15 protein-coding genes are annotated in these 26,442 nt (G+C 64.0%); 11 read left to right on the top strand and 4 right to left on the bottom strand.

The window, feature by feature from the left end; translation table 11 throughout:
• Nucleotides 1-396: 396 nt before the first annotated feature.
• The 11 genes from ABEG21_RS07190 to ABEG21_RS07140 all read left to right on the top strand — a co-directional run bounded on the left by ABEG21_RS07190 (nt 397) and on the right by ABEG21_RS07140 (nt 19,989).
• Complete coding sequence (locus ABEG21_RS07190; protein WP_347556529.1) at nt 397-1,740, top strand: MdtA/MuxA family multidrug efflux RND transporter periplasmic adaptor subunit; 1,344 nt, start codon at nt 397-399, stop codon at nt 1,738-1,740.
• Complete coding sequence (locus tag ABEG21_RS07185) at nt 1,737-4,937, top strand: MdtB/MuxB family multidrug efflux RND transporter permease subunit (protein WP_347556528.1); 3,201 nt, start codon at nt 1,737-1,739, stop codon at nt 4,935-4,937. The genes ABEG21_RS07190 and ABEG21_RS07185 overlap by 4 nt, the downstream gene beginning before the upstream one ends.
• A complete protein-coding gene (locus ABEG21_RS07180) occupies nt 4,934-8,296 on the top strand; it encodes an efflux RND transporter permease subunit (RefSeq protein ID WP_347556527.1) in 3,363 nt (1,120 codons plus the stop codon). Before ABEG21_RS07185 ends, ABEG21_RS07180 begins: the two co-directional genes overlap by 4 nt.
• A gap of 205 nt (nt 8,297-8,501) precedes the next feature.
• On the top strand, nt 8,502-9,794 hold the full coding sequence (locus tag ABEG21_RS07175; protein WP_347556526.1) for an NAD(P)/FAD-dependent oxidoreductase: 1,293 nt from the start codon (nt 8,502-8,504) through the stop codon (nt 9,792-9,794).
• 150 nt (nt 9,795-9,944) lie between these two features.
• The gene (locus tag ABEG21_RS07170) at nt 9,945-11,075 is read left to right on the top strand and encodes a ligase-associated DNA damage response exonuclease (protein WP_347556525.1); all 1,131 of its coding nucleotides are present in this window, start codon (nt 9,945-9,947) and stop codon (nt 11,073-11,075) included.
• Complete coding sequence (locus tag ABEG21_RS07165) at nt 11,072-12,991, top strand: cisplatin damage response ATP-dependent DNA ligase (protein ID WP_347556524.1); 1,920 nt, start codon at nt 11,072-11,074, stop codon at nt 12,989-12,991. Before ABEG21_RS07170 ends, ABEG21_RS07165 begins: the two co-directional genes overlap by 4 nt.
• Nucleotides 12,988-15,555, top strand: a complete 2,568-nt coding sequence (locus ABEG21_RS07160) for a ligase-associated DNA damage response DEXH box helicase (RefSeq protein ID WP_347556523.1) — start codon at nt 12,988-12,990, stop codon at nt 15,553-15,555. The genes ABEG21_RS07165 and ABEG21_RS07160 overlap by 4 nt, the downstream gene beginning before the upstream one ends.
• Before the next feature lie 36 nt (nt 15,556-15,591).
• Nucleotides 15,592-16,323, top strand: a complete 732-nt coding sequence (pdeM, locus tag ABEG21_RS07155) for a ligase-associated DNA damage response endonuclease PdeM (protein WP_347556666.1) — start codon at nt 15,592-15,594, stop codon at nt 16,321-16,323.
• Between the two features lie 103 nt (nt 16,324-16,426).
• Nucleotides 16,427-19,126 (top strand): GNAT family N-acetyltransferase, encoded by a 2,700-nt coding sequence (locus ABEG21_RS07150; protein WP_347556522.1) that lies wholly within the window; start codon nt 16,427-16,429, stop codon nt 19,124-19,126.
• Between the two features lie 80 nt (nt 19,127-19,206).
• The gene (locus tag ABEG21_RS07145) at nt 19,207-19,566 is read left to right on the top strand and encodes a hypothetical protein (RefSeq protein ID WP_347556521.1); all 360 of its coding nucleotides are present in this window, start codon (nt 19,207-19,209) and stop codon (nt 19,564-19,566) included.
• 147 nt (nt 19,567-19,713) lie between these two features.
• On the top strand, nt 19,714-19,989 hold the full coding sequence (locus tag ABEG21_RS07140; protein ID WP_347556520.1) for a hypothetical protein: 276 nt from the start codon (nt 19,714-19,716) through the stop codon (nt 19,987-19,989).
• A gap of 38 nt (nt 19,990-20,027) precedes the next feature.
• Here ABEG21_RS07140 and ABEG21_RS07135 read toward each other — a convergent pair whose 3' ends face one another.
• The 4 genes from ABEG21_RS07135 to ABEG21_RS07120 form a co-directional block, all read right to left on the bottom strand.
• Nucleotides 20,028-23,735: a CheR family methyltransferase gene (locus ABEG21_RS07135; protein ID WP_347556519.1), complete on the bottom strand. Its 3,708-nt coding sequence runs from the start codon at nt 23,733-23,735 to the stop codon at nt 20,028-20,030.
• A gap of 198 nt (nt 23,736-23,933) precedes the next feature.
• Nucleotides 23,934-24,437 (bottom strand): hypothetical protein, encoded by a 504-nt coding sequence (locus tag ABEG21_RS07130; protein WP_347556518.1) that lies wholly within the window; start codon nt 24,435-24,437, stop codon nt 23,934-23,936.
• 29 nt (nt 24,438-24,466) lie between these two features.
• Nucleotides 24,467-24,790, bottom strand: coding sequence for a hypothetical protein (locus ABEG21_RS07125; protein WP_347556517.1), 324 nt, complete (start codon nt 24,788-24,790; stop codon nt 24,467-24,469).
• On the bottom strand, nt 24,787-26,325 hold the full coding sequence (locus tag ABEG21_RS07120; protein ID WP_347556516.1) for a hypothetical protein: 1,539 nt from the start codon (nt 26,323-26,325) through the stop codon (nt 24,787-24,789). The genes ABEG21_RS07125 and ABEG21_RS07120 overlap by 4 nt, the downstream gene beginning before the upstream one ends.
• Between the last annotated feature and the right edge of the window lie 117 nt (nt 26,326-26,442).

The raw sequence follows: 26,442 nt of genomic DNA, 5'->3' as shown, positions 1-26,442 counted from the left end.
CGCGCTCGCACTGCAGGCAAAACACGCCGTGCCATACCCTTGCCGTGTTTTCACTGTAATTTATTGCAAAGCGGGAATAATAGACGTGCAGGAAGGACTTCCGTACGATTTGCGGTTTGCAAGCGGCTTTCAACCCTTCCCTGCTTCACGAATGGGATATCGGCGCACCCGCTTTATTCGATCGATTGACCCGCGGTAACGCGCCAAAGACAGACAACACGATTTGCGATGGACGAAAAAACGCCTGATTCGAACGCTCAACGCCCCGTCGCTTCGCCGGATTCGCCCCCCCAAACCGCGCCCGACGCGCGACTGTCCCGCGACGCATTCCCGCCGCCTCCACCGGCCTCCCGCCCTCCATCCTCACGGCGACGGATCGGCTGGACGATCGGCGGTGTGGTCCTCGTCCTGGCGATCGCCGTGATCGTCTGGCATCCGTGGGGCACGAGCGCGCACCGCGGCGGCCCCGGCGGGCCGGGTGGCCCTGGCGGCGGACGCCGCGGCGCGGCGATGGCGACGAACCAGACCCAGTCGGTCCGCGTCGCGCAAGCCACGACCGGTGAAATCCCGGTGGTTTTCAGCGCGCTGGGCACCGTGACGCCGCTCGCCACCGTGACCGTGCACTCGCAGATCTCCGGCAATTTGATGAAGATCGGCTTCACCGAGGGCCAGCATGTCAAAAAGGGCGACTTCCTCGCGCAAGTGGATCCGCGCCCGTACGAGATCTCGCTGCGGCAGGCCCAAGGGACCCTGCGCCGCGACCAGGCGCTGCTGAACCAGGCCCGGCTCGACCTGCAACGCTACAAGACATTGGTAGCGCAGGACTCGGTCGCACGCCAGACTTACGATACGCAGGCATCGTTGGTACAGCAGTACGAAGGGACGGTGCAGTCGGATCAAGCCTCGGTCGACACGTATAAGCTCGATCTGATCTACGCGAACGTTACGGCCCCGGTCTCGGGTCGCGTCGGTCTGCGTCAGGTCGATGTCGGCAATTATGTGACGACCAGCGATACGACCGGCCTGGTCGTCATCACGCAGACTCAGCCGATGAGCGTGATCTTCACGTTGCCGGAAGACAGTATTCCGACGGTGATGACGGGCATGGGCCGGGACGGCAAATTGTCGGCCTCGGCCTTCGACCGGACCGACTCGCATCAGATCGCCCTGGGCGCCCTGGAAACGGTGGATAACCAGATCGATACGACCACCGGCACGGTCAAGTTGCGCGCCTTGTTCGCCAACACGGACGAGAAGCTGTTCCCGAACCAGTTCGTCAATATCCGACTGCTGGTCAATGTGATCCGCAATGCGACCATCGTGCCGAGCGCGGCGGTCCAGACGGGCTCGATCGGCTCCTTTGTCTATTTGGTCAAGCCGGACAACACCGTCACCGTGCGCAAGATCACGATCGGTCAGGTCGATGGAGAGCGCACGCAGGTGACGCAGGGCCTGCAGGCCGGCGACACCGTCGTCACGGACGGCGTCGATCGTCTGCGCGAAGGCGCCAAGGTGGCATTCGGCAACGCGACCGCGGGGACGACGGCTGCCGCGGCATCGGGCGCCAGCGCAGCCGCGCCGGCATCCGGCGCGTCGGGGGCCAAACGGGCGTGGGGTGCATCCGGCGCGTCCGGCACGCATGCCGGCGGCCATCGCCATCACCGTGCGGCGAGCGACACTGCCGCCGCCAATACCCTGCCTGCTGTCCCGCCTGCCACGTCGTCGCGCCGTAACGCATGAATCCTTCTCGTATCTTTATCCTGCGCCCGGTCGGCACGGCGCTGCTGATGGCGGCAATCATGCTGGCCGGCTTGCTCGGCCTGCATTTCCTGCCCATCTCCGCGCTGCCGCAGGTCGAATACCCGACCATCCAGGTGCAGACGCTTTACCCCGGCGCTAGCCCGGAGGTGATGACCACGTCGGTGACCGCGCCGCTCGAACGACAGTTCGGGCAAATGGCCAGCCTGAATCAGATGTACTCGCAGAGCTCGGCGGGCGCCTCGGTGATCACGCTGCAGTTCGCGCTGGACATGCCGATCGATATCGCCGAGCAGGAAGTCCAGGCCGCGATCAACGCCGCGGGCAATCTGTTGCCGTCCGATCTGCCGGCGCCGCCGATCTATGCGAAGGTCAACCCCGCCGACGCGCCGATCATGACGCTGGCGCTGACGTCGAAGACCCTGCCGATGTCCAAGGTGGAAGACCTCGCCGATACGCGGATGGCGCAGAAGATTTCGCAGGTCGGCGGCGTCGGTCTGGTCAGCGTCGGCGGTGGGTTGCGGCCGTCCGTCCGGATCCAGGCGAATCCGCGGGCGCTGGCGTCCTATGGCTTGAATCTCGACGATCTGCGCACGACGCTGGCCAATCTGAACGTGAATACGCCGAAGGGCTCGTTCGACGGCCCCACGCGCTCGTACACGATCAACGCCAACGATCAGTTGCAAGATCCGGCCGAGTACGACAAGGCGGTGATCGCCTACCGTAGCGGCCGTCCGGTCATGCTGCGGGACGTGGCCACGGTGACGTCGGGCCCGGAGAACCGCTATCTGGCCTCCTGGATGAATGGCACGCCGGCCATCATCATGAACATCCAGCGTCAGCCCAGTGCCAATGTCATTCAGACCGCCGCCGGCATCCAGGCATTGCTGCCCAAGCTGAAAGCCACGCTGCCGGCCGATATCGATGTGCACGTGCTGAGCGATCAGACCGGTTCGATCAAGGCATCGGTACGCGACGTCCAGTTCGAATTATTGCTGTCGATCGCGCTCGTGGTCGCCGTGATCTACGTTTTCCTCGGTAGCCTGACGGCCACGTTGATTCCGTCGCTGTCGGTGCCGTTGTCCCTGGTCGGTACGCTGGGCGTGATGTATCTGTTCGGCTTCTCGCTCGACAATCTGTCCCTGATGGCCTTGACCATCGCCACCGGCTTCGTCGTCGACGATGCGATCGTGATGATCGAGAACATCGCGCGCTTCGTCGAAGAAGGCGATACCCCCTTGCATGCGGCACTGAAAGGCGCGCGTCAGATCGGCTTCACGATCATCTCCCTGACCGTGTCGCTGCTCGCCGTGCTGATTCCGCTGCTCTTCATGGGCGACGTGGTCGGTCGCCTGTTCTACGAATTCGCGGTGACGCTGGCGGTGACCATCGTCATCTCGGCGGTCGTCTCCCTGACGCTGGTCCCGATGCTGTGCGCGAAGTTGCTGCGCCCGGCGCCGTCGCACGATCGCGATGCCGACGGCGCGCTGCTGCCGCGCAAGCCGTCGCGCTTCGAACGCGCGTCGCACCGTTTCTTCGAGCGAATGATCGGCGGCTATGACCGGATGTTGAAGGTCGTCCTCGATCACCAGCCGCTGACCTTGCTGGTGGCGGTCGTGACGCTCGTGCTGACGGTCATCCTGTATATCGTCGTGCCGAAGGGCTTCTTTCCGGTCCAGGATACTGGGCAGATCCAGGCGACGTCGGTGGCGGGACAGTCGATTTCCTTCAAGGCGATGTCCGAGCGACAAGAAGCCCTCGCTGCGGCGATCCTGCAGGATCCCGACGTAGAGAGCCTGTCCTCCTATGTCGGCGTCGACGGTACCAATGTGACGCTGAACAGCGGACGTTTTCTGATCAATCTGAAACCGCGCGACTCGCGCACCGCGAGCGCCTCGGAGATCATCCGACGCCTCGACAGCAATACGTCGAAAGTGGCCGGCATTTCGCTGTATATGCAGCCGGTGCAGGATCTGTCGATCGAATCCAGCAGCGGGCTGACGCAGTACCAGTTCATCCTGCAAAACACCAATGCCGCGCTGTTCGATACCTGGGTGCCGAAACTGATCGACAAGTTGTCGGCCTCGCCGGCCTTGGCCGATGTCAGCAGCAATCTGCAGCAAAAAGGCAAGGCGGTCTATATCGATATCGATCGCGCGACGGCGGCACGCTTCGGCATCACGCCGGCCACCGTCGACAACGCGCTGTACGATGCCTTCGGTCAGCGTATCGTGTCGACCATCTACACGCAGTCGAACCAGTACCGCGTGATTCTGGAGGCCTTGCCGTCGCTGCAGCAGAGCGTCGAGGCACTCGGCTCCCTGCGCCTGCCCTCCTCTAGCGGTAGCACCGATCAAGTGCCGCTGTCGGCGATCGCCAGCTTCCGCGAACAGGATTCGCCGCTGCTGATCAGCCATCTCGGCCAGTTCCCGGCCGCGACGATCGCGTTCAATCTGGCACCTGGTGCCTCGCTCGGCGAAGCGGTGAAGGCGATCAAGCAAGCGGAACAGGACCTGAACCTGCCGGACTCGTTCACGACCAATTTCCAGGGCGCCGCCCTGGCGTTCCAATCGTCGCTGGGCAACGAGCTGTTCCTGTTGCTGGCGGCGGTGGTCGCGATGTATATCGTCCTCGGCGTGCTCTACGAGAGCTTCATCCATCCGATCACGATCCTGTCGACGCTGCCGTCGGCCGGCCTGGGCGCGCTGCTGGCCTTGATGCTGACCGGCAACGACCTCGACATCATCGCGATCATCGGCATCGTGCTGTTGATCGGGATCGTGAAGAAGAACGCCATCATGATGATCGACTTCGCCTTGGATGCGGAACGCGAGGAAGGCATGTCGCCGCGTGAGGCGATCCATCGCGCCTGCCTGCTGCGGTTCCGGCCGATTCTGATGACGACGATGGCGGCGCTGCTGGCCGGCCTGCCGCTGATGCTCGGCACCGGCGCCGGCTCCGAGTTGCGGCATCCGTTGGGCGTGACGATCGTCGGCGGCCTGATCGTCAGCCAGTTGCTGACGCTGTTCACGACGCCGGTGATCTATCTCTGGTTCGACCGGATGGGCGAGCGCCTGCGCCACCGCTTCGGCCGCGACCGGAAAAACGGCCCGGCGTCGGATTCCGACGATGGCCCGGTAGGAGGCAATGACTTCCCGAGCGGACGGGACGCACGATGAATATGTCGCGGCTTTTCATCATGCGACCGATCGGCACGACCTTGCTGGCGCTGGGCATCGCGCTGTCCGGCATCTTCGCGTTTTTCAAGTTGCCGGTCGCGCCATTGCCCCAGGTGGACCTGCCGACGATCGTCGTGCAGGCGCAGATGGCGGGCGCCAGTCCGGAAACGATGGCGACCAGCGTCGCCAGCCCGCTCGAACGTCGCCTCGGCGCGATTGCCGACGTCACTGAAATGACGTCGATGAGCAATACCAGCCAGTCCCGGGTAATCCTGCAGTTCAATCTGAGCCGCGATATCAACGGCGCCGCGCGCGATGTCCAGTCGGCCATCAATGCCGCGCGCGCCGACCTGCCGACGAGCCTGCGCTCGAATCCGACCTATCGCAAATTCAATCCGGCCTCGTCGCCGATCCTGCTGGTGGGTTTGTCCTCGGACACGCTCTCCGCGGGACAGCTCTATGACCAGGCCGATACCGAGGTGGCGCAGGCGCTGCTGCAGATCGAAGGCGTCGGCAATGTGGACATCGCCGGCAGCGCCCTGCCCGCCGTTCGCGCCGAGATGGACCCGCAGAAACTGTTCCATTACGGCATCGGTTTCGAGGACGTGCGCGCGGCGCTGGCCGCCGCCAATGCGAACAGCCCGAAAGGCGGCTTCGATGCGGGCGACCATCGTTATCAGGTCTATACCAACGACCAGGCGACGAAGGCGGCGCAATATCGCGACATGGTGGTGGCCTATCGCAACAACGCGCCAATCCGCCTGAGCGATCTCGGACAGGTTGTCGACTCGGTCGAGGATGTCAACAATCTCGGTCTGTCGAACGGCAAAAACGCGGTGATCCTGATCGTCTTCCCGCAACCGGGCGCGAACCTGATCGATACGGTCAAGCGCATCCGCGCGCGGATGCCATCGCTCGTCGCCGGATTGCCAAGCGATGTCGACGTGAAGCTGACGCAAGATCGCACGACGACGATCGCCGCCTCGCTGCACGACACGGAGCTGACGCTGCTGATCGCCGTGGTGCTCGTCGTGCTGGTGGTGTTCGCTTTCCTGCAGGACTGGCGCGCGGTGGTGATCCCGGCGGTGGCCGTGCCGATCTCGATCATCGGCACGTTCGGCGCGATGTATCTGCTGGGCTATACGCTCGACATTCTGTCCTTGATGGCGTTGACGATCGCTACCGGCTTCGTCGTCGACGACGCCATCGTCGTGCTGGAAAATATCGCGCGCCATGTCGAACGCGGCATGACGCGTCGCGCCGCCGCCCTGCTGGGCGCGCAGGAAATCGGGCCGACCGTGCTGTCGATCACGCTGTCGCTGATCGCGGTCTTCCTGCCGATCCTGCTGATGTCCGGCATCGTCGGCCGCTTGTTCCGCGAGTTCGCCGTGACGCTGGCGGTCTCGATCGGCATTTCGATGCTCGTCTCGCTGACGGTCACGCCGATGATGTGCGCGCTGCTGCTCTCGCATCGCAAGCCTGGCGAGGAAGGCAAACCCGGCCTGTGGCGCCGTCTCGGCAATACGCTGAACCGCTGGGGCGCGAAGTCGATCGATTGGTATGCGGAAACGCTGCTCTGGGCGCTCGATCATCGCAAGACGATCATGCTGGTGCTGCTCGCCACCATCGGCCTGAACGTCTATATGTACGCGAAGATTCCCAAGGGCTTCTTCCCGGACGAGGATACCGGACGCCTGATCGGCGGCATCCAGGCCGATCAGAACGTGTCGTTCCAGGCCATGCAGGGCAAGTTCCGCGAAGTGATGAAGATCGTGCAGTCGGATCCTGCCGTGGAGAATGTGGTGGGCTCCACCGGCGGTACCGGTTCGCAGACGAACGGCGGGCGGGTCTTCGTCGAATTGAAGCCGCGCCGGCAACGCGATGTCAGCGCCAGCGAAGTCATCGCGCGACTGCGGCCGAAGCTCGATCACGTAGCGGGGATTCGCCTCTTCCTGCAATCGGCACAGGACATTCGCACCGGCGGTCGCCAGAGCAATGCGCTGTATCAATACACCTTGCTCGGCGATTCCACCACCGAACTGTATGCATGGACCAATAAGTTGGTGACGGCGCTGCAGGCGCGACCCGAATTGGCCGATGTGAACTCGGACCTGCAACAGAAGGGCTTGGAGACCGATATCACGATCGACCGTGCGACGGCGGCCCGCTACGGCATCGAGCCAGCGCAGATCGACAACACCTTGTACGACGCATTCGGTCAACGCCAGGTATCGACGATCTATAACGCGATGAATCAGTATCACGTGATTCTGACCGTCGGCAGCAAGTATTGGCAGAGCCCCGACATTCTGAAGCAGATCTATATCAGTACGTCCGGGAACACCAGCGGCACCAGCTCGACGAACTCGACGCTGAACTCGACCGGCACCTCTTCATCGTCTGGTGCTTCGTCGCAGTCGAGCAGCAGTACGACCGGGGCGGATTCGATTACGTCGCAGCAAAGCTCGCTGGCCAGCGCCGTGCAGAACCAGCAGACCAATTCGATTGCCTCCACTGGCAAATCGAGTTCGTCGACCGGGTCCGCGGTCAGTACGACGGCGGAGACGATGGTGCCGTTGTCGGCCATCGCTCACTTCAGTACCGGTAACACGCCGCTGTCGGTCAATCATCAGGGCCAGTTCGTCGCCACCACCATTTCGTTCAACTTGCCGGTAGGCGGCAATCTGGCCGAAGCGATCGTCCTGATCCAGCAGACCATGCAGCAGATCGGCGTGCCGGGAACGATTCAGGGCTCGGCAGCCGGCACGGCGATGACCGCGCAGCAGTCGCAATCGGATATGCCGTTGCTGATCCTGGCCGCGATCGCAGCGGTGTATATCGTGCTCGGCGTCCTCTACGAGAGCTATCTGCATCCGCTGACGATCCTGTCGACGCTGCCCTCGGCAGGGGTTGGCGCCTTGTTGGCACTGCGGCTTTTCAATATCGATTTCGGCATCATCGCGCTGATCGGCGTGATCCTGTTGATCGGTATCGTGAAGAAGAACGCCATCATGATGATCGACTTCGCGCTGAGCGCGGCGCGGATACCCGGGACCGATCCGCGTACCGCGATCTACCAGGCCTGCCGCCTGCGCTTCCGCCCGATCATGATGACGACGCTGGCGGCCATCCTCGGGGCCGTGCCGCTAACGCTGACACTCGGCGAAGGCTCGGAGATGCGCCAGCCTTTGGGGGTATCGATCGTCGGCGGCCTGATCGTCAGCCAGGTGCTGACGCTCTACACCACGCCGGTCGTCTATCTGATGCTGGAACGCGCCAAGTCGCGCACGCAGGCCTGGCGCGATCGTCGCAGGCGGCGCCGTGACCAGCGGCGGCGCGATATGCTTGCGTCCGATTAAGGTCGTACACGGGGCAGCCTGGCGCAAGTCGGCTGCCCCGTTTCTTTTTACGCCCGTCGGACAGGCGTCACGTTGCGGCGTGCCGCTAAAGCCCCGCCTGCGGCAGGGCTAAGGCCGCATCCAACGCGAGCGGCGGCCGTTTCGCGCGACAATGCACACAAGGCGATGCATACGCCGAACCCGCGCAACCGGACCAATCGAATCGATGAGCATAGATCGCAGTGCCGCGGCAGACGCCGCCCACCACGCCGCTTCACCGGCATCCGACGGTTCGCCGACCGCATCGCCCGTGCCGCATACGCACGCCGACGCGGCGCCGTCCGCGACCTATCCGGCAGACGAGACCGACGCGGGCCGCCAGGGTGCGGCGCGAAAGGTCGATGTCCTGATCATCGGGGCCGGTCCGGTCGGCTTGTTTGCCGCCTTCCAGGCCGGCGTGCTCGGCTTGTCCTGCGAGATCGTCGAGGCACTCGACGAACCGGGCGGCCAATGTACGGAACTCTATCCGGACAAGCCGATCTACGACATCCCGGCCCTGCCCGTCTGTACGGCGCGAGAACTGGTGTCACGCCTGCTCGAACAAGCGCGGCCCTTCGGCGCGCCGATCCATCTGGGACAACAGGCGGTCTCGTTGCGCGCCGCGCCGACGCAAGATTCGGCGGCGGAGAAGCCTGCACCCGAGCCGGCAGCGGCAGGCGCGGTGACCGAATCGCATCGCATCGTGGTCGAGACCGATCGCGGGCTGACGTTCGATGCGGCGGCCGTGCTGCTTTGCGCCGGCAATGGCGCGTTCGTCCCGCAGCGGGTGTCCGGCCCCGCCAGCGAGGTGGCGGACCGCCTCGAAGGCCATGCGGTGCACTATGCCGTCCGCGACATCGCGCGCTTTCAGGGGCAACGCGTGGTAATCGCCGGGGGCGGCGATTCGGCTCTGGACTGGGCGCTGGCGCTGCGCGATGTGGCGAAGACGCTGACGCTCGTGCATCGGCGCGATACCTTCCGTGCCGCCGACGCGTCGGTCGCGGCGTTGCGCGAGGCAGTCGCGCGCGAGGAGATCTCGCTACGCATCGGCACGATTGGTGCGTTGCATGCGCAAGAAACGGAGGCATCGCCGCACTCGCTGGCGGCCGTCACCGTGACGCAACGGGACGGAGCGTATATCGTGGACGCCGATCAGCTCGTCGTTCTGTATGGATTGGTCGCCGCACTCGGTCCGATCAGCGGCTGGGGGCTCGAGATCGCGGGCGGTCGCACGACCGTCGATCCCTTGCATTACGAAACGTCGATACCACGCGTCTATGCGGCCGGCGATATCGCCGGGTACGGCAATAAGCAGAAGCTGATCCTGTCGGGTTTTCACGAAGCGGCGCTGGCCTTGCGACACGCCTATCGCCATGCACGCCCGGACAAGTCGCGCACCCATATCCACTCGAGTTATGACGCGCGTCTGGCCGCCTTGATTCAGCCGGAGGAAGCCGCGGCAGATCGATCGGACGGCTGAGCGCGCAGCAATCGGCTGCCCGGGACGGCAATCACCTCGGGTATGGATTTTGCATGTTTCAACGGCATGGCGTGCAGCCGCGCGCCCTCGCCGCTGTCGGCCCGGATCAGGATCCCGGGATCGGCACGGCGCCATACCGGACGCGCTCGATTGCCTGACGACCTCATCATCACCACGCCACGGGGCCTCTACTGCGCCGCTGGCGATTTTTATATCGATCCCTGGCGTCCCGTCGAACGCGCGATCATCACGCACGCCCATTCCGACCATGCCCGCACCGGCCATGGCCATTATCTGGCGAATGGCGACGGCGCCGGCGTCTTGCGAGCCCGCCTCGGTGAAATCGACTTGCAGACCTTGCCATACGGCGAACGCATCCGGATCGGCGACGTCGATCTGTCGTTTCACCCGGCTGGCCATGTCTTGGGCGCGTCGCAGGTCCGGATCGCGCACCGCGGTGAAGTCTGGGTTGCGTCCGGCGACTACAAGGTCGCCCCGGACCCGACATGCGCCCCGTTCGAAGCGGTGCGATGCGACACCTTCATTACCGAGTCCACCTTCGGGCTGCCGATCTATCGCTGGGACGAACCGGACGTGGTCTTCGGGGAATTGAACCGCTGGTGGGCGGAGAATGCCGCCGCCGGCAGACCGTCGGTCGTGTTCTGTTACGCGTTCGGCAAAGCGCAGCGCTTGCTCGCATCGATCGATCCCTCGATTGGCCCGATCGTCTGTCATGGTGCCGTCGAGAACCTGAACGCCGTCTATCGCGAAAGCGGCGTCGCGCTGCCACCCACGCAGCGCGTGATGGCGGAAACCGGCAAGGATCGGAGCGCCGCGGGCAACTTATCACGGGCACTGATCGTCGCGCCGCCCTCAGCGGCCGGCTCGCCCTGGTTACGTCGTTTCAACAAACATGGCGCGTATCGTGACGCCTTCGCTTCCGGATGGATGCGGCTACGTGGGGCGCGGCGCCGACGTGGGGTGGACCGTGGTTTCGTCCTCTCCGATCACGCGGACTGGCCCGGCCTGCTGCAGGCAATCGGTGCGACCGGCGCATCTCGTGTCATCGTGACCCATGGCCACACCGCGCCGCTGGTCCGCTGGCTGTCCGAGCACGGCTATGAAGCGGGGAATTTCGAGACCGCCTACACCGGCGACGAAGGCGCGGAAGAGGAAGCGAAAGACAAGGCGGCGGTGGCCGAGATCGATAACCGGCCCGATGGGGGCGACGTCATCGAACACGACGCATCCACCGGCGCGCGGGAGACGACGCCGAAATGAAAGCCTTCTCGACGCTTTACACGACGCTGGATGCGAGTACGGCAACGCATGACAAGCACGACGCCTTGCGCGCGTATTTCGCCTCGGCCGAACCGGCCGATGCAGCGTGGGCCGCCTATTTTCTCGCCGGCGGCAAACCGCGACAGGTCGTGCCGACGCGCCTGCTCCGTACGCTGGCGCAACAGCGTGCCGGATTGACGGAATGGCTCTTCGACGAGTGTTACGACACCGTGGGCGACCTTGCCGAAACGATCGCGCACGTGCTGCCGCCACCGACATCGGATGAGGACGTCCCCCTCTCCGTCTGGATCACCGACCGCCTGTTGCCACTGCGTGGCGCGGCGCCCGAGATCGTGGCGGAAGCGCTGTTCGGCTATTGGGATCGACTCGATTGGTCAGGTCGATTCTTGTTGACCAAACTGATCGGCGGCGGCTTTCGGGTAGGTGTCTCGCGTCAGTTGGTCATTCGCGCGCTGGCCGATATTGCCGGCATCGACCAGAAACGCATTGCCCATCGCATGGTCGGATGGACCGACAGCAAACGCACGCCCACCGCGGCCCGCTTCCTGGCTCTGATCGCGCGCGAGGGCTCGATCGATCCTGGCGCGCTGACCGAAAGCGCCGATGTCCGCGTCGAGGACGATCACGCGACGTTGCAGCCGGGTCTGCCGTTCGCCGCGTCGCAGGGCGGCGCCCTTTCCGACGCCGGCACGGCATCGCCGCTGAGCGAGGAAGACCTGGGTCTGCCCTATCCATTCTTTCTCGCCCAACCGCTGGCCGGCGATATCGACGATGCCGCCGCGATCGCACACAAACTCGGCGAGCGGGCCGATTGGCAGGCGGAATGGAAATGGGACGGCATCCGCACGCAATTGGTCAAGCGCGGCGGGCAAACCTGGCTCTGGTCGCGGGGGGAGGAGCTGATCACCGATCGTTTCCCCGAGATCACCGCCGCGGCCACGGCACTCCCCGACGGTACCGTACTCGATGGCGAGATCGTTGCCTGGCCGCCGGAAGCGTCGAGCCCGGCACCGTTCGCACAACTGCAACCGCGCATCACGCGCAAGACCGTCAGCAAGAAGATCCTCGCCGAATCGCCGGCCCGCTATCTCGTGTACGACCTGTTGGAAGACGCCGGTCACGATCTGCGAGAGCGTCCGCTCGCCGAACGTCGGACGGCACTGGAGGCCCTGCCGAACGTCTTTCCGGCGGACGCCGCCGCAGTCGGCACGATGCCCCCTACGATCACGCTGCCGGCACTGGTCGGCGCGCCGCAATGGGCGAGCCTTGCCGCCATGCGCGATGAAAGCCGGGCACGCGGCGTCGAGGGCATCATGCTGAAACATCGGCACAGCCGCTATGGCGTAGGCCGCACGCGCGTCGATGGCGAATGGTACAAGTGGAAGGTCGCGCCCTACACGGTCGATGCCGTGCTGTTGTATGCGCAAGCCGGCCACGGTCGGCGCGCGAATCTATACACCGACTACACCTTTGCCGTGTGGGATCGACCGCCAGGCGCGGCAGACCGTGCATTGGTGCCTTTTACAAAGGCTTATTCCGGCTTGACCGACGCGGAAATCAAACGCGTCGATGCCATCGTGCGCAATACGACGATCGAGAAATTCGGTCCGGTGCGCAGCGTGCGGCCCACGCTGCTTTTCGAGATCGCCTTCGAGGGCATCGCGCGCAGTCCGCGGCATAAATCCGGCATTGCGGTCCGCTTTCCACGGATGCTGCGATGGCGCGAAGACAAGCCGATCGAAGAGGCCGACACCTTGCACACGTTGCAAGCCTTGTTGCCGATCGGCGAGCAGCACGGTACGGCGCCTGAAAGCACGCCCGCCTCCGACACCGATATCGACACGGAAACCAACGCCGACGCCGACGTCGCGCGGCCGGATCGGACGGCCGTATGAGCCGGAGCTTGCAGCAATGGTTCCGGCAGAATGGTTGGACGCCCTTCCCGTTTCAGGAAAGCGTATGGGATGCAGTAGGCGCGGGCGATAGCGGTCTTCTGCATGCGACGACCGGTGCCGGCAAGACGCTTGCTGTCTGGGGCGGCATTCTCGATGCCGCCGACGCTGACGATGCCGGTACGCATAAGGTGGCGCCGCTGTCGGTCCTCTGGATCACACCGATGCGCGCGCTCGCCGCGGATACCTTGCGCGCCTTGTCGGCACCGATGGCCGCTCTTCGGCCAGACTGGACCATCGGCCTGCGCACCGGCGATACCCCGAGCGCCGAACGGGCGCGACAGGATCGACGCCTGCCCACCGTGCTCGTGACGACGCCGGAAAGCGTCTCTTTGCTGCTGAGCCGTGCCAATGCGCAATCGCTGCTGCGCCATGTGCATACCGTCGTCGTCGACGAATGGCATGAAATGCTCGGCAACAAGCGCGGCGTTCAGGTGCAACTCGCCCTCGCGCGTCTGGCGCGCTGGCGCACGCCCGGCGGCGGCGACGCGCAAGCCGACAGCGCTGGCGACATTGCTATCGGCGCCACGCCCGCGCTCCGCATCTGGGGACTGTCGGCCACGCTCGGCAATCTCGACGCGGCGCGCGACGTGCTGCTGCATGCGATACCCGCCGCACGGCGCCGGATCGTCCAGGGACACACGCCGAAGGTGATCACGATCGACACCTTGATCCCGCATCCGATCGAACGCTTTCCGTGGGCCGGCCATCTCGGCACGCGGCTGGTCGAGCCGGTCGCTCGGGAAATAGACGGCGCGCGCAGTGCGCTGCTGTTCACGAACACGCGCGCGCAATCCGAGCTATGGTATCAAGCGCTGCTCGCCGCACGCCCGGATTGGGCCGGCGTGATCGCACTCCATCACGGCTCCCTGGACGCGAGCGTGCGGCGCTGGGTCGAGGAAGGACTGCGCGAAGGCACGTTGAAAGCGGTGGTGTGTACGTCCAGCTTGGACCTCGGCGTCGATTTCTCGCCGGTCGAGCGGGTATTTCAGGTGGGCTCCCCGAAAGGCGTCGCGCGGCTGTTGCAACGCGCCGGCCGCTCCGGTCATGCGCCGGGACGCCCGTCGCGGGTGACGCTGGTACCCACGCATGCGCTGGAATTGATCGAAGCGGTGGCTGCCCGCAACGCGGCATTGTCCGGCCATATCGAATCGCGCACGCCGCCGGAGAAGCCGCTCGACGTGCTGGTGCAGCATCTGGTGACCTTGGCGCTCGGTGGCGGCTTCGACGCGGGTGGCCCCTTGCTGCATGAATTACAGCAGGCCTGGTCGTATCGCAATCTGGACCGCGCGACGCTCGACTGGACGATCGCCTTCGTCGAACACGGCGGCGACGCGTTGCGCGGCTACCCGACCTACCACCGTATCGCGCGCGGCGACGATGGCCATTACCACGCGCCGCGGGCGGACCTGGCCCGCCGTCACCGCGCGAATATCGGGACGATCGTCGCCGATGCCGCCATGCGCATCGAATGGGTCAGTGGCGGGCGCATCGGCACCATCGAGGAATCCTTCGTATCGCGGCTACGTCCGGGCGATACCTTCACCTTTGCCGGCCGCACCGTGACGCTGGTCCGCATCAAGGAAATGACGGCCTATGTGCGTCGCGCCGATAGTGCGCGCGGCGCGATTCCGCAATGGCAGGGTGGCCGGATGCCCTTGTCTTCCGAATTGGCCGACGCCATGCTCGATGTGCTCGCGGCGGTTGGCGACCGGCATCCGATTCCAGCAGACGCGAGCGCGGACGCCGGCGATGACGCCGACCGCGATGCCCCTGAACTGAGGGCGGTGATGCCGCTGCTGATGCTGCAACGCGACTGGTCGGCTTTACCGCGTCCGGATGCGCTCCTGGTGGAGACCGTCAAGACGCGCGAGGGATGGCACCACTTCTGTTATCCCTTTGCCGGCCGAACCGCTCATATTGGACTGGCCGCGCTGTGCGCCTGGCGCGCGGCGAAGCGCGGTCCGTTGACGCTGTCCTTGTCCGTCAATGACTATGGCTTCGAGTTACTGGGGCCCACGCGCCTGGATTGGGATGCCTTGATCGCGGAAGGCCTGTTTGCCGAGGCCGGTCTGGAACAGGACATTCTCGACAGCCTGAACGCGTCGGAGCTGGCCGCGCGTCGCTTCCGCGAGATCGCCCGTATTAGTGGGCTCATTTTTCAAAGTCATCCCGGCGAGCAGCGGAGCGCCCGGCAATTGCAGGCATCGGCCGGCCTGTTTTACCAGGTCTTCGCCAAACACGAACCCGACAATCGCCTGCTCACCCAGGCCCGTGACGAAGTCTTGTTGCAAGAGCTGGATGTCGCGCGCCTGCGGCAAGCACTGCAGCGTATCAATGCAGGCCGGATTATCACGACCACGCCGCCGCGCCCCACGCCATTCGCCTTTCCGTTGATGATTGCGCGCCTGCGCGAAAGAATCAGTACCGAACAGTTACACGAGCGGGTACAGCGAATGCTTAAGACCTTGGAACGCGCGGCGGATCTCCGCCGCCCCCATGCTTGAGCGAACCGCCCACCCTTGCCATCTACACCTACTCCGATGCACGCGTCCGAGCCGTTGACGATCGATGTCGCCGGTCATGCGTTGCTGCTTTGTCCCGAACGGGCCGTCTTCGATCCCGACAGCGCGACGCTGTTCGTCGCCGATGCGCATCTGGGCAAGGAGGCGGTGTTTCACGCTCGCGGTGTACCGGTCCCGCGCGGGGTCAGCGCGTCGACGTTGTCCCGGCTCGACAGTCTCTTGCGGCAGCATCCGGCGCGACGGCTGGTCTTCCTCGGCGATCTGCTGCACGCGCGCGAGGCGCATTCTCCGGAGATCCTCGATGCGATGCGCGCCTGGCGCGATGCTCACGCGGCGCTCGAGATCGCCTTGATCAGCGGCAATCACGACCGACACGCGGGGGTACCGCCCGCGTCGCTGGGCATCGCCGTTCATGACGAACCCTGGTTGATCGGCCCCTGGGCCTGCTGTCACTATCCGATGCAGACGCCCGGCTATTATTCGCTGGCCGGCCACGAACACCCGGTGTTCACGGTTCGGGCAGGCGCCGATGCGGTGCGTCTGGCCTGCTTTCACTTCGGTGCCGACGTCGGGGTCTTGCCCGCTTTCGGCGACTTCACCGGCGGCCACCCGGTACGACGCGCCCGGCAGCGGATCTTTGTCATCGCCGAGGATCGCGTGCTGGCCGTCCCCGTCCGCCAAGGCCCCCGCCGCGAAAGACTGTCCGCGGAAATCGCCGATACGCTCGACTTGCCGCGCCGGGATCTCTAGCCGAGCGCCAGACCTCGGCGAACATAGGCAGCGCGACGACATCCCGCTATGCTGTAGACCCGGCGCGCGCGTTGCGCCGTGCCTGTCGTCTACGGAGAGCCTGGTGTCGATACGTCATCTGGATGCATTGTTCCGCCCGCGTTCCATCGTGATCGTGGCGCCCGCGCCTGGGCTGCCCGGTCCCGACGGCGCAATGCGCATCCCGTCGGCGCAACCGTCCACGCTGTCCTATACCGCATCCTTGCTGGAAACGCGATTGGTGCAAGGCGGCTTTGCTACATCCGATGGCCGGCTGCGGCGGCATGCCTTGCCCGGCCACTCTGGCGAAGGCGCTGGCGCTGGCGAAACCGCGGCAGGCGGCATGCTGCTGCGCCAGACCGCCGCCCAATGCGACCTCGCCCTCGTCTGCACGGCCCCCGAGGACTGGCCCGTGGTGGTGGATGCCTTGGTCGATGCCGGCGTGCGCGCGGCCGTCTTGTATGGCGAACCGCACCGACGCATTGGCGATTCCGCCGCCGAGGATGCCGAGCGGGCCGACGCGTTGCTGGCCACGGTGTTGGCGCGCGCGCGGCGCGGCATGTTACGCATCCTGGGACCGGCGAGCAGCGGCATCGTCTCCAGCCGCGCAAAACTGCACGCCGGCACCGGCGATACCCCGGCGCTGGCCGGGCGCGTCGCGTTGATCTCGCAATCACGCTCGTTCGCCAATGCCGCGGTGTCGTGGGCATCAGCGCGCCATATTGGTTTTTCGAAGGTCATCACCAGCGGTCTCGAAGCCGATGTCGATTGCGCCGACCTGCTCGATTACCTCGCCAGCGACGGCGAGACCGGCGCCATCGCCTTGTCGATGGATTTCATCGCGCCATCGGCGATGCGCAAATTCCTCTCGGCCGCACGCGCCGCCTCGCGCAATAAACCGGTTCTCGTCTTGCGCGCGCGCCATGGCCGACACGACGATGCCTTGTTCAGCGCCGCGTTTCGCCGCGCCGGCATGGTGCGCGTGGAATCGATCGAGGATCTGCTGGATGCGATCGAAACGCTGCACGTCGGCCGCTTCGCCGGCAGCGACGCGGTCACGATCCTGTCCAACGGCGGCTTCACCGGCGCCCTCGCCGCCGACGCCTTGCACGCCGCCGGCGGCCGTCTTGCCGTGACGCACGATCTCGCGCGCGACGCCGGCAAATCGGCAAGCGACACGGCCTTGCCGCCGGAACTCGCCTGGCGCATCGGCAGCAATCCGATCAACCTCGGCGAAACGGCCGATCCGTCGGTCTATGACGCGGCGATCCGTTTCCTGTCGGTGCAGTCGTCGACGGGCGCGCTGTTCGTCGTCCACACGCCGAGCGTGCACGCGCCGGCGCTGCCGCTCGCGCAGACGGTGGCCGCCTACGCCAACCGCTGGCCGCGCGCGCTGATGACCTGCTGGCTCGGCGACTTCGACCCGGGCGTGCGCAGCCTGCTACACCAACACAAAATCAGCGTCTTCCCGACGCCGCAGCGTCTCGCCCGGGCATTCGCCGCGATGCGCGAATACCAACGCAACCAGATCCTGCTGGCGGAAACACCCGAGTCGATCGGCTTGTTGCAGACCGACGCGATCGCGGCCGCCCGCTCCCATCTGCAGGCGCGGCTCGCCGATAACGCGGACGGCGCACCGCCGACGCTGGCGCACGAGGAAGCCTTCGCGCTGCTCGAAACGCTGTTGCCGCATGCGCATGCGCGTGCCGCGGCCATCACCGATGGGCAGGCCGGCGACGAAGCGCGCACCGGGCCTTTCATGGCGCTCGGCGTGAGACGCGATCAGCGTTTCGGCATGGTGTTGGGCGTGACACCCCCCGCCGCTTTTCCCGGCGCGCCGGAGCCGAGTACCGAGTGGGCGATTCTGCCAATCAGCACCGTCCTGTCCGGCGACCTGGTCGGCCGTCTGCCGAGCGCCCCGACGCACGGCCATGCCTCGTTTCGCGCTTTCACGCGTTTCCTCGCGCGCTTGTCGGATGTCATCGTCGCGGTGCCGGAAATCGCCTCGTTGACCTTGCACGCCGCCCACAGGCACGACGACGGCATCGTCATGCGCGACTGCCGCATCGTCGCCACCGTCCCGGATCACGATCGCCCGGCAACGTCGCCGCATGGGAGCGCCGGCAGCAACAACGACGGCAGCGCGCCCGATACGACGACGATCGCCGTCGATGCGGTACCGGCGCGCTACCGGTTCGCGGTTCGGCCGTATCCGGCGGAACTCGAATCGACACTGCATTGGCAAGGCCAGACGATCACGGTCCGTCCGATCCGCCCGCAGGACGAGCCGACGCATCGCATCCTCGTGGAGTCGATGAGCGACGATGACCTGCGCATGCGCTTTTTCGGGGCGGTTAAGGCGCCGGAACATGGGCAATTGGCTCGGATGACGCAAATCGACTATGACCGCGAGATGGCCTTCATCGCCACCACGGACATGCCATCGCCGGACGGCGGTGCGCCGACCAGCGTGACGCTCGGCGTCGTTCGCGCGGTGGCGGACGCCGACAATGAAACGGCGGAATTCGCGGTGTTGGTGCGCTCCGATCGCAAGGGCCTGCGACTTGGCGCGTTGCTGATGCAGCGGATCATCGCCTATTGCCGCGCACGCGGCACCGGCTGCATCGTCGGCGAGGTCTTATCGGAAAACACCCGGATGATCAAATTGGCCCGCACGCTGGGATTCAGCGTCGAGCGCAGCGACGAGCCGGAAATCCGCGTGTTGCGACTGCCGCTGCAGCCGGCCACCGCCTCCGACGCGCAACCCGTCGCGCCCCCGCCCTAACCATCAATCTGCTTGGCGCGATGCCAATTTTTGTAGAATGGCGCCGCACTCCTTCCTTACCTATTGCATCCGATGCTCCCATGACGCCCGTAGATCTGAATTTTGACAACCGAAAGGCCCTGCTGTTCGCCTTGACCTCGGAACGACTCGGCGTGTACTACGAGCACGATAGCTGGCCCGACGACCACCGCGCGCTGGAAACGGCCCAAGTCTGGCTCATGCGCCAGAACGTCAGCGCGCCGCCGCGGCTGATCCGCGAACTGGCCGCCCTCAGCGGTCAGTTCGCACGGACGCTGGCGGACAGCCTCTCGCGCGAAGCCGGACTGTATATGGCGCATGAGATGAATCAGTCGCTGGATCCGAACCATCAGTCACCGGTGGCGATGGATCTGCTGGACGAATGCGGGCGCCTCCTACATGAGGCGCAACTGGCCGAATGAACGGGCGGCCGGGGTTCCGCATCCCCTGAAACCGGCCTGTCGGTAGGCGCACACCTTTTGTTACGTAAAATATTACGCTGACGATTTTTGATACTGCACGAATCGCCTATCCGTGTTTATACTAAGTGCATCACACGGAGATTCGTCATGCTAAAAAACCATCCTATCGAGGATTTTTTAGTCAGCGTCACCCCTATTCCGCAAGTATTAGGTGAATCGCGCTCGGGCCTGGACGGTTATGGCTTCGACGCCGTCATCACGCGCGCCGACGGTTTTCCCGTGTTGGGCGACGATGTCTCGTTCGACGTCCGCAATTGCATCAGCCATTACGGGCCCTACCCGAGCGCCGACGTCGCGCTCGAAGGCGGTCTGGAATGGGCGAAGCGATGCATCCCGGTCTTGCTCGGCGCCCGCAGCGCCTAAAGTGTAAATAATGTAAGCGCGTACAGCGGTCGGGTAAATCAGGCCTCGGCTTCACCGATTGGCTCCTCGCCACCGCCGGATCCCTTTCCCGACGCCAGCAAGCGGCACAATTTGTCGCAATCCACCGGTTTGATCAGATGCTGATCCAAACCGGCTTCGGCGGAACGTTGCCGGTCGGACGGCATGCCGAAACCGGTAACGGCCACCAGCAGCGCATGACGCGTCGCGTCGTTCGCGCGCAATTGTGCCGCCACGGCATAGCCATCCATTCCCGGCAAACCGATATCGAGCAGGACGACTTCCGGCAGAAAAACCTGCGCGATCGCCAGGCCCGACGGCCCGTCCGCGGCGGTCTGCACCTCATGCCCCTCGTGCGTCAATAACACCGACAAGGCATCGCCCGCATCCCGATTGTCGTCGATGATCAACACCCGACGGCAGGTCGGCCGTACCGCTTCGGATACGGTTTCCGCCAGCGTGGCCGGATGGGTTTGCACGGCCAGTGGCAGGTCGACGATAAAGGTGCTCCCGGTGCGGCCGTCGCTGATCGCCCGGACGGTGCCGCCGTGCAGCTCGACCAGGCGGCGCACTACCGACAAGCCAACGCCCAAACCGTTGTAGCGCTGCCCCTCGGGCGCCTTACCCTGCACGAACATGTCGAATATCCGGTTGATCCGTTCCGGCGCAATGCCCTTCCCGTTGTCTTCGATATGCAGGACGAGTCGATGCGCTGCATTGGTCCGTGCCCGGAGCTTGATCACCCCGCCGGGAGGCGTGAACTTTGCCGCATTGATCAGCAGATTCTCGATGACTTGCGATAGCCGGGTCGCATCGGCAAAAAGATAGACTGCCTCCTTCGGCAACGACACCGCCAGACGATGCCGCTGTTCATCGATGATCGGCTGACAGACTTCGATCGCGCTTTGCACGATGCCCGATAGCGGCGCGTGTTGACGATGCAGCTCGACGTGCCCCGCCGCGATCCGAGCAATGTCCAACATATCGTTGACCAGGTGCAGCATCGCCCGTCCCTGGCGTACGATGACGCCAGCGGCCCAGGTTTTCTTCGCCTCCGCCACACTCGTCAAGGACAGCAGCGAGCCTGCCGAAAGTAGTGCCGCGAGCGGATTGCGAAGTTCGTGGCCGAGCATCGCCAGGAACTCGTTTTTTCGCCGATCCGCCAAGGCCAATTGCTCGGCACGTTGGCGCAGAAACGCATTGCTGATGCTGCGATCCGTCAAGTCGCGTTCCGTCGACGAAATCGAGACGGCCTTGCCCTCCTCATCGAGCAGGATCGACATCGACAGCCAGACGTCCAACTCTCGGCCATCCTTCGCCACGCGTCGCGTCTCGTAGGAGTGCAGCGCTTCATTGCCGAGCGCCTGGCGGATAAAATCGAGATGATCCTCGCGCGCACCCGCCGGCACCAGATCCGAGACCGACATCGTCAACGCTTCGGTTTCGGTATAGCCATACATTACCGAAGCCGCCTTGTTCCATGCCAGAAACCGACCGCTCATATCGAAAACGGTGATCGCATCGTTCGAGTCCTGAACCACGGCGGCCAGCCGCCACGCACGCTCGTCCATTTTTTTGATATGCGTGATGTCGGTCCATGTCACGACCGCACCCGCGGGGAATTTTCCGAGCGACGTCATATAGGGGGTGATGCGCCGGACATACCATTGTCCGGCGTCGAACTTGACCTCTCGTTCCGCCTGTTCGGACGCACAGGCCAGCACGCGTTCCACATCCTGCAGAATCGTGTCGCCGGGTGCATCGCCGAAGATCTCGGCCATCACGCAGCCCTCGTGCAGAGGCGACAGCGCAAACATCCGCGCGGCACTCGGCGTAAAGCGTTTCAGCAAGCCATAGCGATCGATGAGGATCGTCGCGATCTCGGTGCTGGCCAGCAAGTTCGTGAAGTCGTCCGTCAAGGCCTCGAGTTGCTGGATCTTCTGTTCGAGTCGCGCGTTCACCTGATTCAATTGTTCGTTGACGACCTGCAGCGCTTCCTTCGATGTCTCCAACTCCTCGTTCGCCGAACGAAACTCCTCGTTCATCGAAAGGATTTCTTCGTTCGACACGCGCAATTCGCTATTGCTTTCCTCCAAATCTTCGATCGTGCTGCCGAGCGCCGCCTGTGTCGTGCGCAACTCGCTTTCGAGATGCCAGAGATCCGAGTGCGACCCTGGCGCGATCACCGGCAACACGCTTGATTCGATCGTCGCTAAGCACTCGAACACGATCAACAACACACTCCCGGCGGCTTGCGCACTGTCCTGTACGTTGGAAACCGTGATCCGAACGCCGGGCGCGCCATCGGCCGGAACGACTTCGCTGACCGGCCGCGTCTCGGCATGCTGCACCACCCGCCGCAGCGCGATGCGGAGCTTCAATCGCAACCGCTCACGTGCCATGTCCAAAACGTGATTCGTAGGCTCCCCGTCTGGTTGCCCCAGATAGCGGTCCGCGGCGCCACTGACATACAACACGTGATGCGCGCCATTGACCAGGATCGCCGCACGCTGATCCGCCAGCAAGGTGGTGTTGACGAGTTCCGCATAGCCTTTGTTGCGCACCATGGCACGGCTTGCCTTGCCAAAATGGTCCTGCGAGACCATCGTCGCGGAGAAGCGATGACGCAGCACGCGCGGCTTGACGGTGGGACTGCGTTGATAGATGCGCCAGGGTTTGGACAGTTCCTGAAAGCGCGTGGTGTCGGGGTCCGTGCTTTCCGAGCGACCGAGAAAAAGATAGCCCTGCGGATTCAGGGCGAAATGAAATAACGAGAACGCACGCTGCTGTGCATCCGATTCCAGATAGATCAGCAAATTGCGGCAACTGATCAGATCGATCCGAGAAAACGGCGGATCCGAAATCAGGTTCTGCATATTGAACAGAATCGATGCGCGTAACGTGCGACTGACTTGAAAACCTTCCTCGGATCGAATGAAAAATCGCGCCAGGCGCGCTTCGCCGAGCGACTGCACCGAGGACGCGGGATACAGGCCGATCCGCGCGTGCACCAACGCCGCGCGATTTAGATCGGTGGCGAAAATAATGAATCGACGCGGCGTCGCGCGCTTGCCGATCTCCTCGGTCAAGACCATCGCCATCGAATAGGCCTCTTCGCCGGTCGCGCAACCCGGTACCCATATGCGCAGCGGCGCTTCCTGGTCGGGGGCATCGAGCAAGGGACGCAACACGCTATCGACGATCACGTCCCATGCTTCCGGATCGCGAAAGAACGCGGTCACGCCGATCATCATGTCATTGCCGAGCGCCTCGGCCTCTGCGGTTTGATCGCGCAACATCTGGCAGTAGGCCTTGAAGGTCGCCACCTGATTGACGGACATCCGACGCGCGATGCGCCGCTCCAGCGTGCCGCGTTTATAGCCCCTGAACTCGGAGCCGGCCGCCGCCAAGGCATGGAAAACCGGTTCGAAATCGACTGTCGTTGCCGCCGCGACGGATCGCGTATCGCCTTCCGAAGAGGATGCGGCGTCGTGCGTTAACAAGGCCGGTGCCGGATCCACCACGTGCGTGATGTCCGCGGCATGGTCGGGGAGGTTGCGGAGCAAGATCCTCGCTTCCATGCACGCCAAGTCGCGACGTATGAAGATGCCACCGTCGGATACCACCATCACCGCGTGCCACGTTTCGGCCGCCCCGCTCATGACGGCAATCCGAAACAACGAGGTCGCGGCGCACGCGCCGGCAAACAGATCATTCGACTCGTTCATCAATCACGACACCGTTCAGAGCACAGCGCGGGGACCAAGGTCCAGACGCGCGCAATGCGCGACCAGTGCAAATTGCGTCATGAGAATGCGCTGAAACCGATCGCCTTGCAACGTCGCGATGTTGCTTAATGAACTTTGGCCTTGCATGTGCAAATACGGCATCGGCATGCTTGTGCATGCATCGCAGCAGTGATGTCGTCAGAAGCCGTCGGCGCGTAATGCCAGCTCCTGTCGCACCGGCCTGAAGTCGGCTGCAGGATAATGCAGCGCGCCCCCTCGTCCGTCATCGACGGTGACCGCATCGCCGGCCGCGACGATGGAAAGCAGATAGCGCGCGTCTTGGTCGGATTCGGGACGCTCGACTACGGCCCCATCCACACAATCGTCGACAAAACCGATGGACTTGCCATTGATGGCGAACGGCGTGGCCTGCCCACGCCGTCCGACACGGCCCGATGCACAGAGCGGCCCCTCCAGATCCAGCAGCGAGATCGCGGGGCCTTTCGCACCTGCCGATGCCATCAACAGTATTTTTCGTGATCCGTCAGGCGGCAACACGAAAGCGCGGCCCTGTGCGGAAAAAGCGCGCCAAGCACCCGGCGGATCCCCGGATTCCGCATGCGCGGCGACGCATGCGACGGTCGATACGACGCTTATCCCAATAAGCCAGGCGAGTGGATAGAGTCGTGACCGACGTGGCATTCGCCCTCCGAGATGAGTACCGTGCGATATCAGTGTATCACCGCATCCCGGACATCCACCGTGATAGCAAGCGCCGCCTGGCCACCGATCAGCGACGCATAACGCGACGGCTTCCCGATCTGTGCAAACGCGAGGATGACAGGATGTTCGCGTGACGCATGTCGCATCCCGACATTGACGCTCGCCAGCCGCGTAATGGACCGCGCATCCAAACGATCCCATATTTCGAGACGCACATCGCTTGGCATGGCGTGTAGCGCGCATACGAACGATACGTGGGCAGCGGGTTCCGTGCCGTCTTTTTCGTCCTGCACCAGCGTTTCAAGCAAGCTATGAGAGGGGAGCGCGTTCACTTGAACGCCGCCTCGGGAAGGGCACGCAGCCGCGCCATGATACTTTCGCGATCGCTTTGCAGCAGATCGAGCCGATCCCACAGCCGTTCGAATCGCGCCTCATCCTCGCTACCGCGAAAAAGCGTCCATATCAATTCGGCGTGATCGATCAACGTCGCGACGAACATCGGTGAAGGCGCGAGCATGCATGTCGCGTCGTCTGATAAGAATGCCAACAGCGCGGTTGCAATGCGTGCATCGAATGACCCGTTCCACTCGCCCGTGCGCTTTGTCTCGACGCAAAAAACGCAAAGGCCCTCGATGAGTTCATTCCAACTCCACGGCGGCAGGGTGTCGGTCGCCACCGCCAACGCCCGTTCCAGTATCGCAAGCTGCACTTTGGCCGCCATGACACGCGAAAGAGAGATGGCAACCATCAAGGCTCGCACCGCCAATCGCGGTCGGTCAGACGCGATGCAATTTGCCATGATGTTCTGTTCCCACTGGTGCAGACTGCCGTCCTTCCCCCACCATTGCGCGAGGTTCACACGCGCCAACCCGTTTTGCCCGATCAATCTGGCGAGCAAGGTCGGCTGAACCTGCCAGGGCAGTCGGAGCACCGTATCCCAGGCAGGACGCGAGGATTCCCCCCACGCGCCGCGATCGTTCACCCAATAGAGCGTCCAAAACGTCGCCATAGACGACTGCACTATGGCAAGGTCCGCCTCCCCGGTAGCAGGAATAGCCAATACATGGTCGCTCGGCGCGACATGGCGCGGCAGCGGGCGATCCGTCAAGTCCGGGGCCTCCAGCGTCCCCCATCGCCGCGATAAAATTTTTGCTGCCTTTTGCAGCAATGACGCATGCAAGGCAGGTAGCAAAGCGCTGTAATCCTCATCCCATCGCAGGAGAATTTTTTGCAGTTCGTCGCAGCGCTGCGGAAAGCAACATGCAAACGCGCCGACCACTATCGCGTCGAACGCGCGTCCATGGTCTTGCGCGCACAGCGGGAACCGTGCAATGAAACGCCGACGGACATCCTGGGCTTTATCGTCGAAAAGCTGCAAAGCAGCCATCACACCGATGAAGTGCAGAGGAACACATTTTTCATCGCGCCCTCCGGCATCGATCAACCGCCACACCTGGCCATCGCACCCTCCCGCGACGGCATTCAGCCGCAAAAGTGCATGATACAAGTCAGACCGATAGTGTTTCGGCAGCAGGCTTACCTGCGCTTCCCACGAGTAGACCCGCGTCACCGACCGCATCGGTCCTCTCAGCATGCACATCATCGCCCCGGGTTGCACGATACACAGGTTGCGCAGCAACGCTCCGGATTCGGGTGCCGTGCCATGCGACGTGAGTTGGCTCTCGCAGAGGCGCAGGTAATATAGCCAGGGGATCGCGCCATTGCCATCTTCGAGTGGCACCATGCGCGACGCAAACTCGCACATCAGCGCCGAACGAAACCGCAACGGTGTCGCCTGGATGGCTTCCATGCCGTCGACAAGCGCGGCGTAATGACATGCCGGTTCGAGCCGCGTCAACGCGAGCATGACAGGATGCCGACGTAAGGCATCGTATGTCGATACGCTGACACAGGCCAAATGCGTGATGTCGCGTGCCGTACAGGGAAACAGTATTTCCTGCTGCAACTCATCTGGGAGGGAAAA

The sequence above is a fragment of the Robbsia sp. KACC 23696 genome, assembly GCF_039852015.1.
Classification (GTDB): Bacteria; Pseudomonadota; Gammaproteobacteria; order Burkholderiales; family Burkholderiaceae; genus Robbsia.
This window is presented reverse-complemented; position numbering and strand designations above follow the sequence as displayed.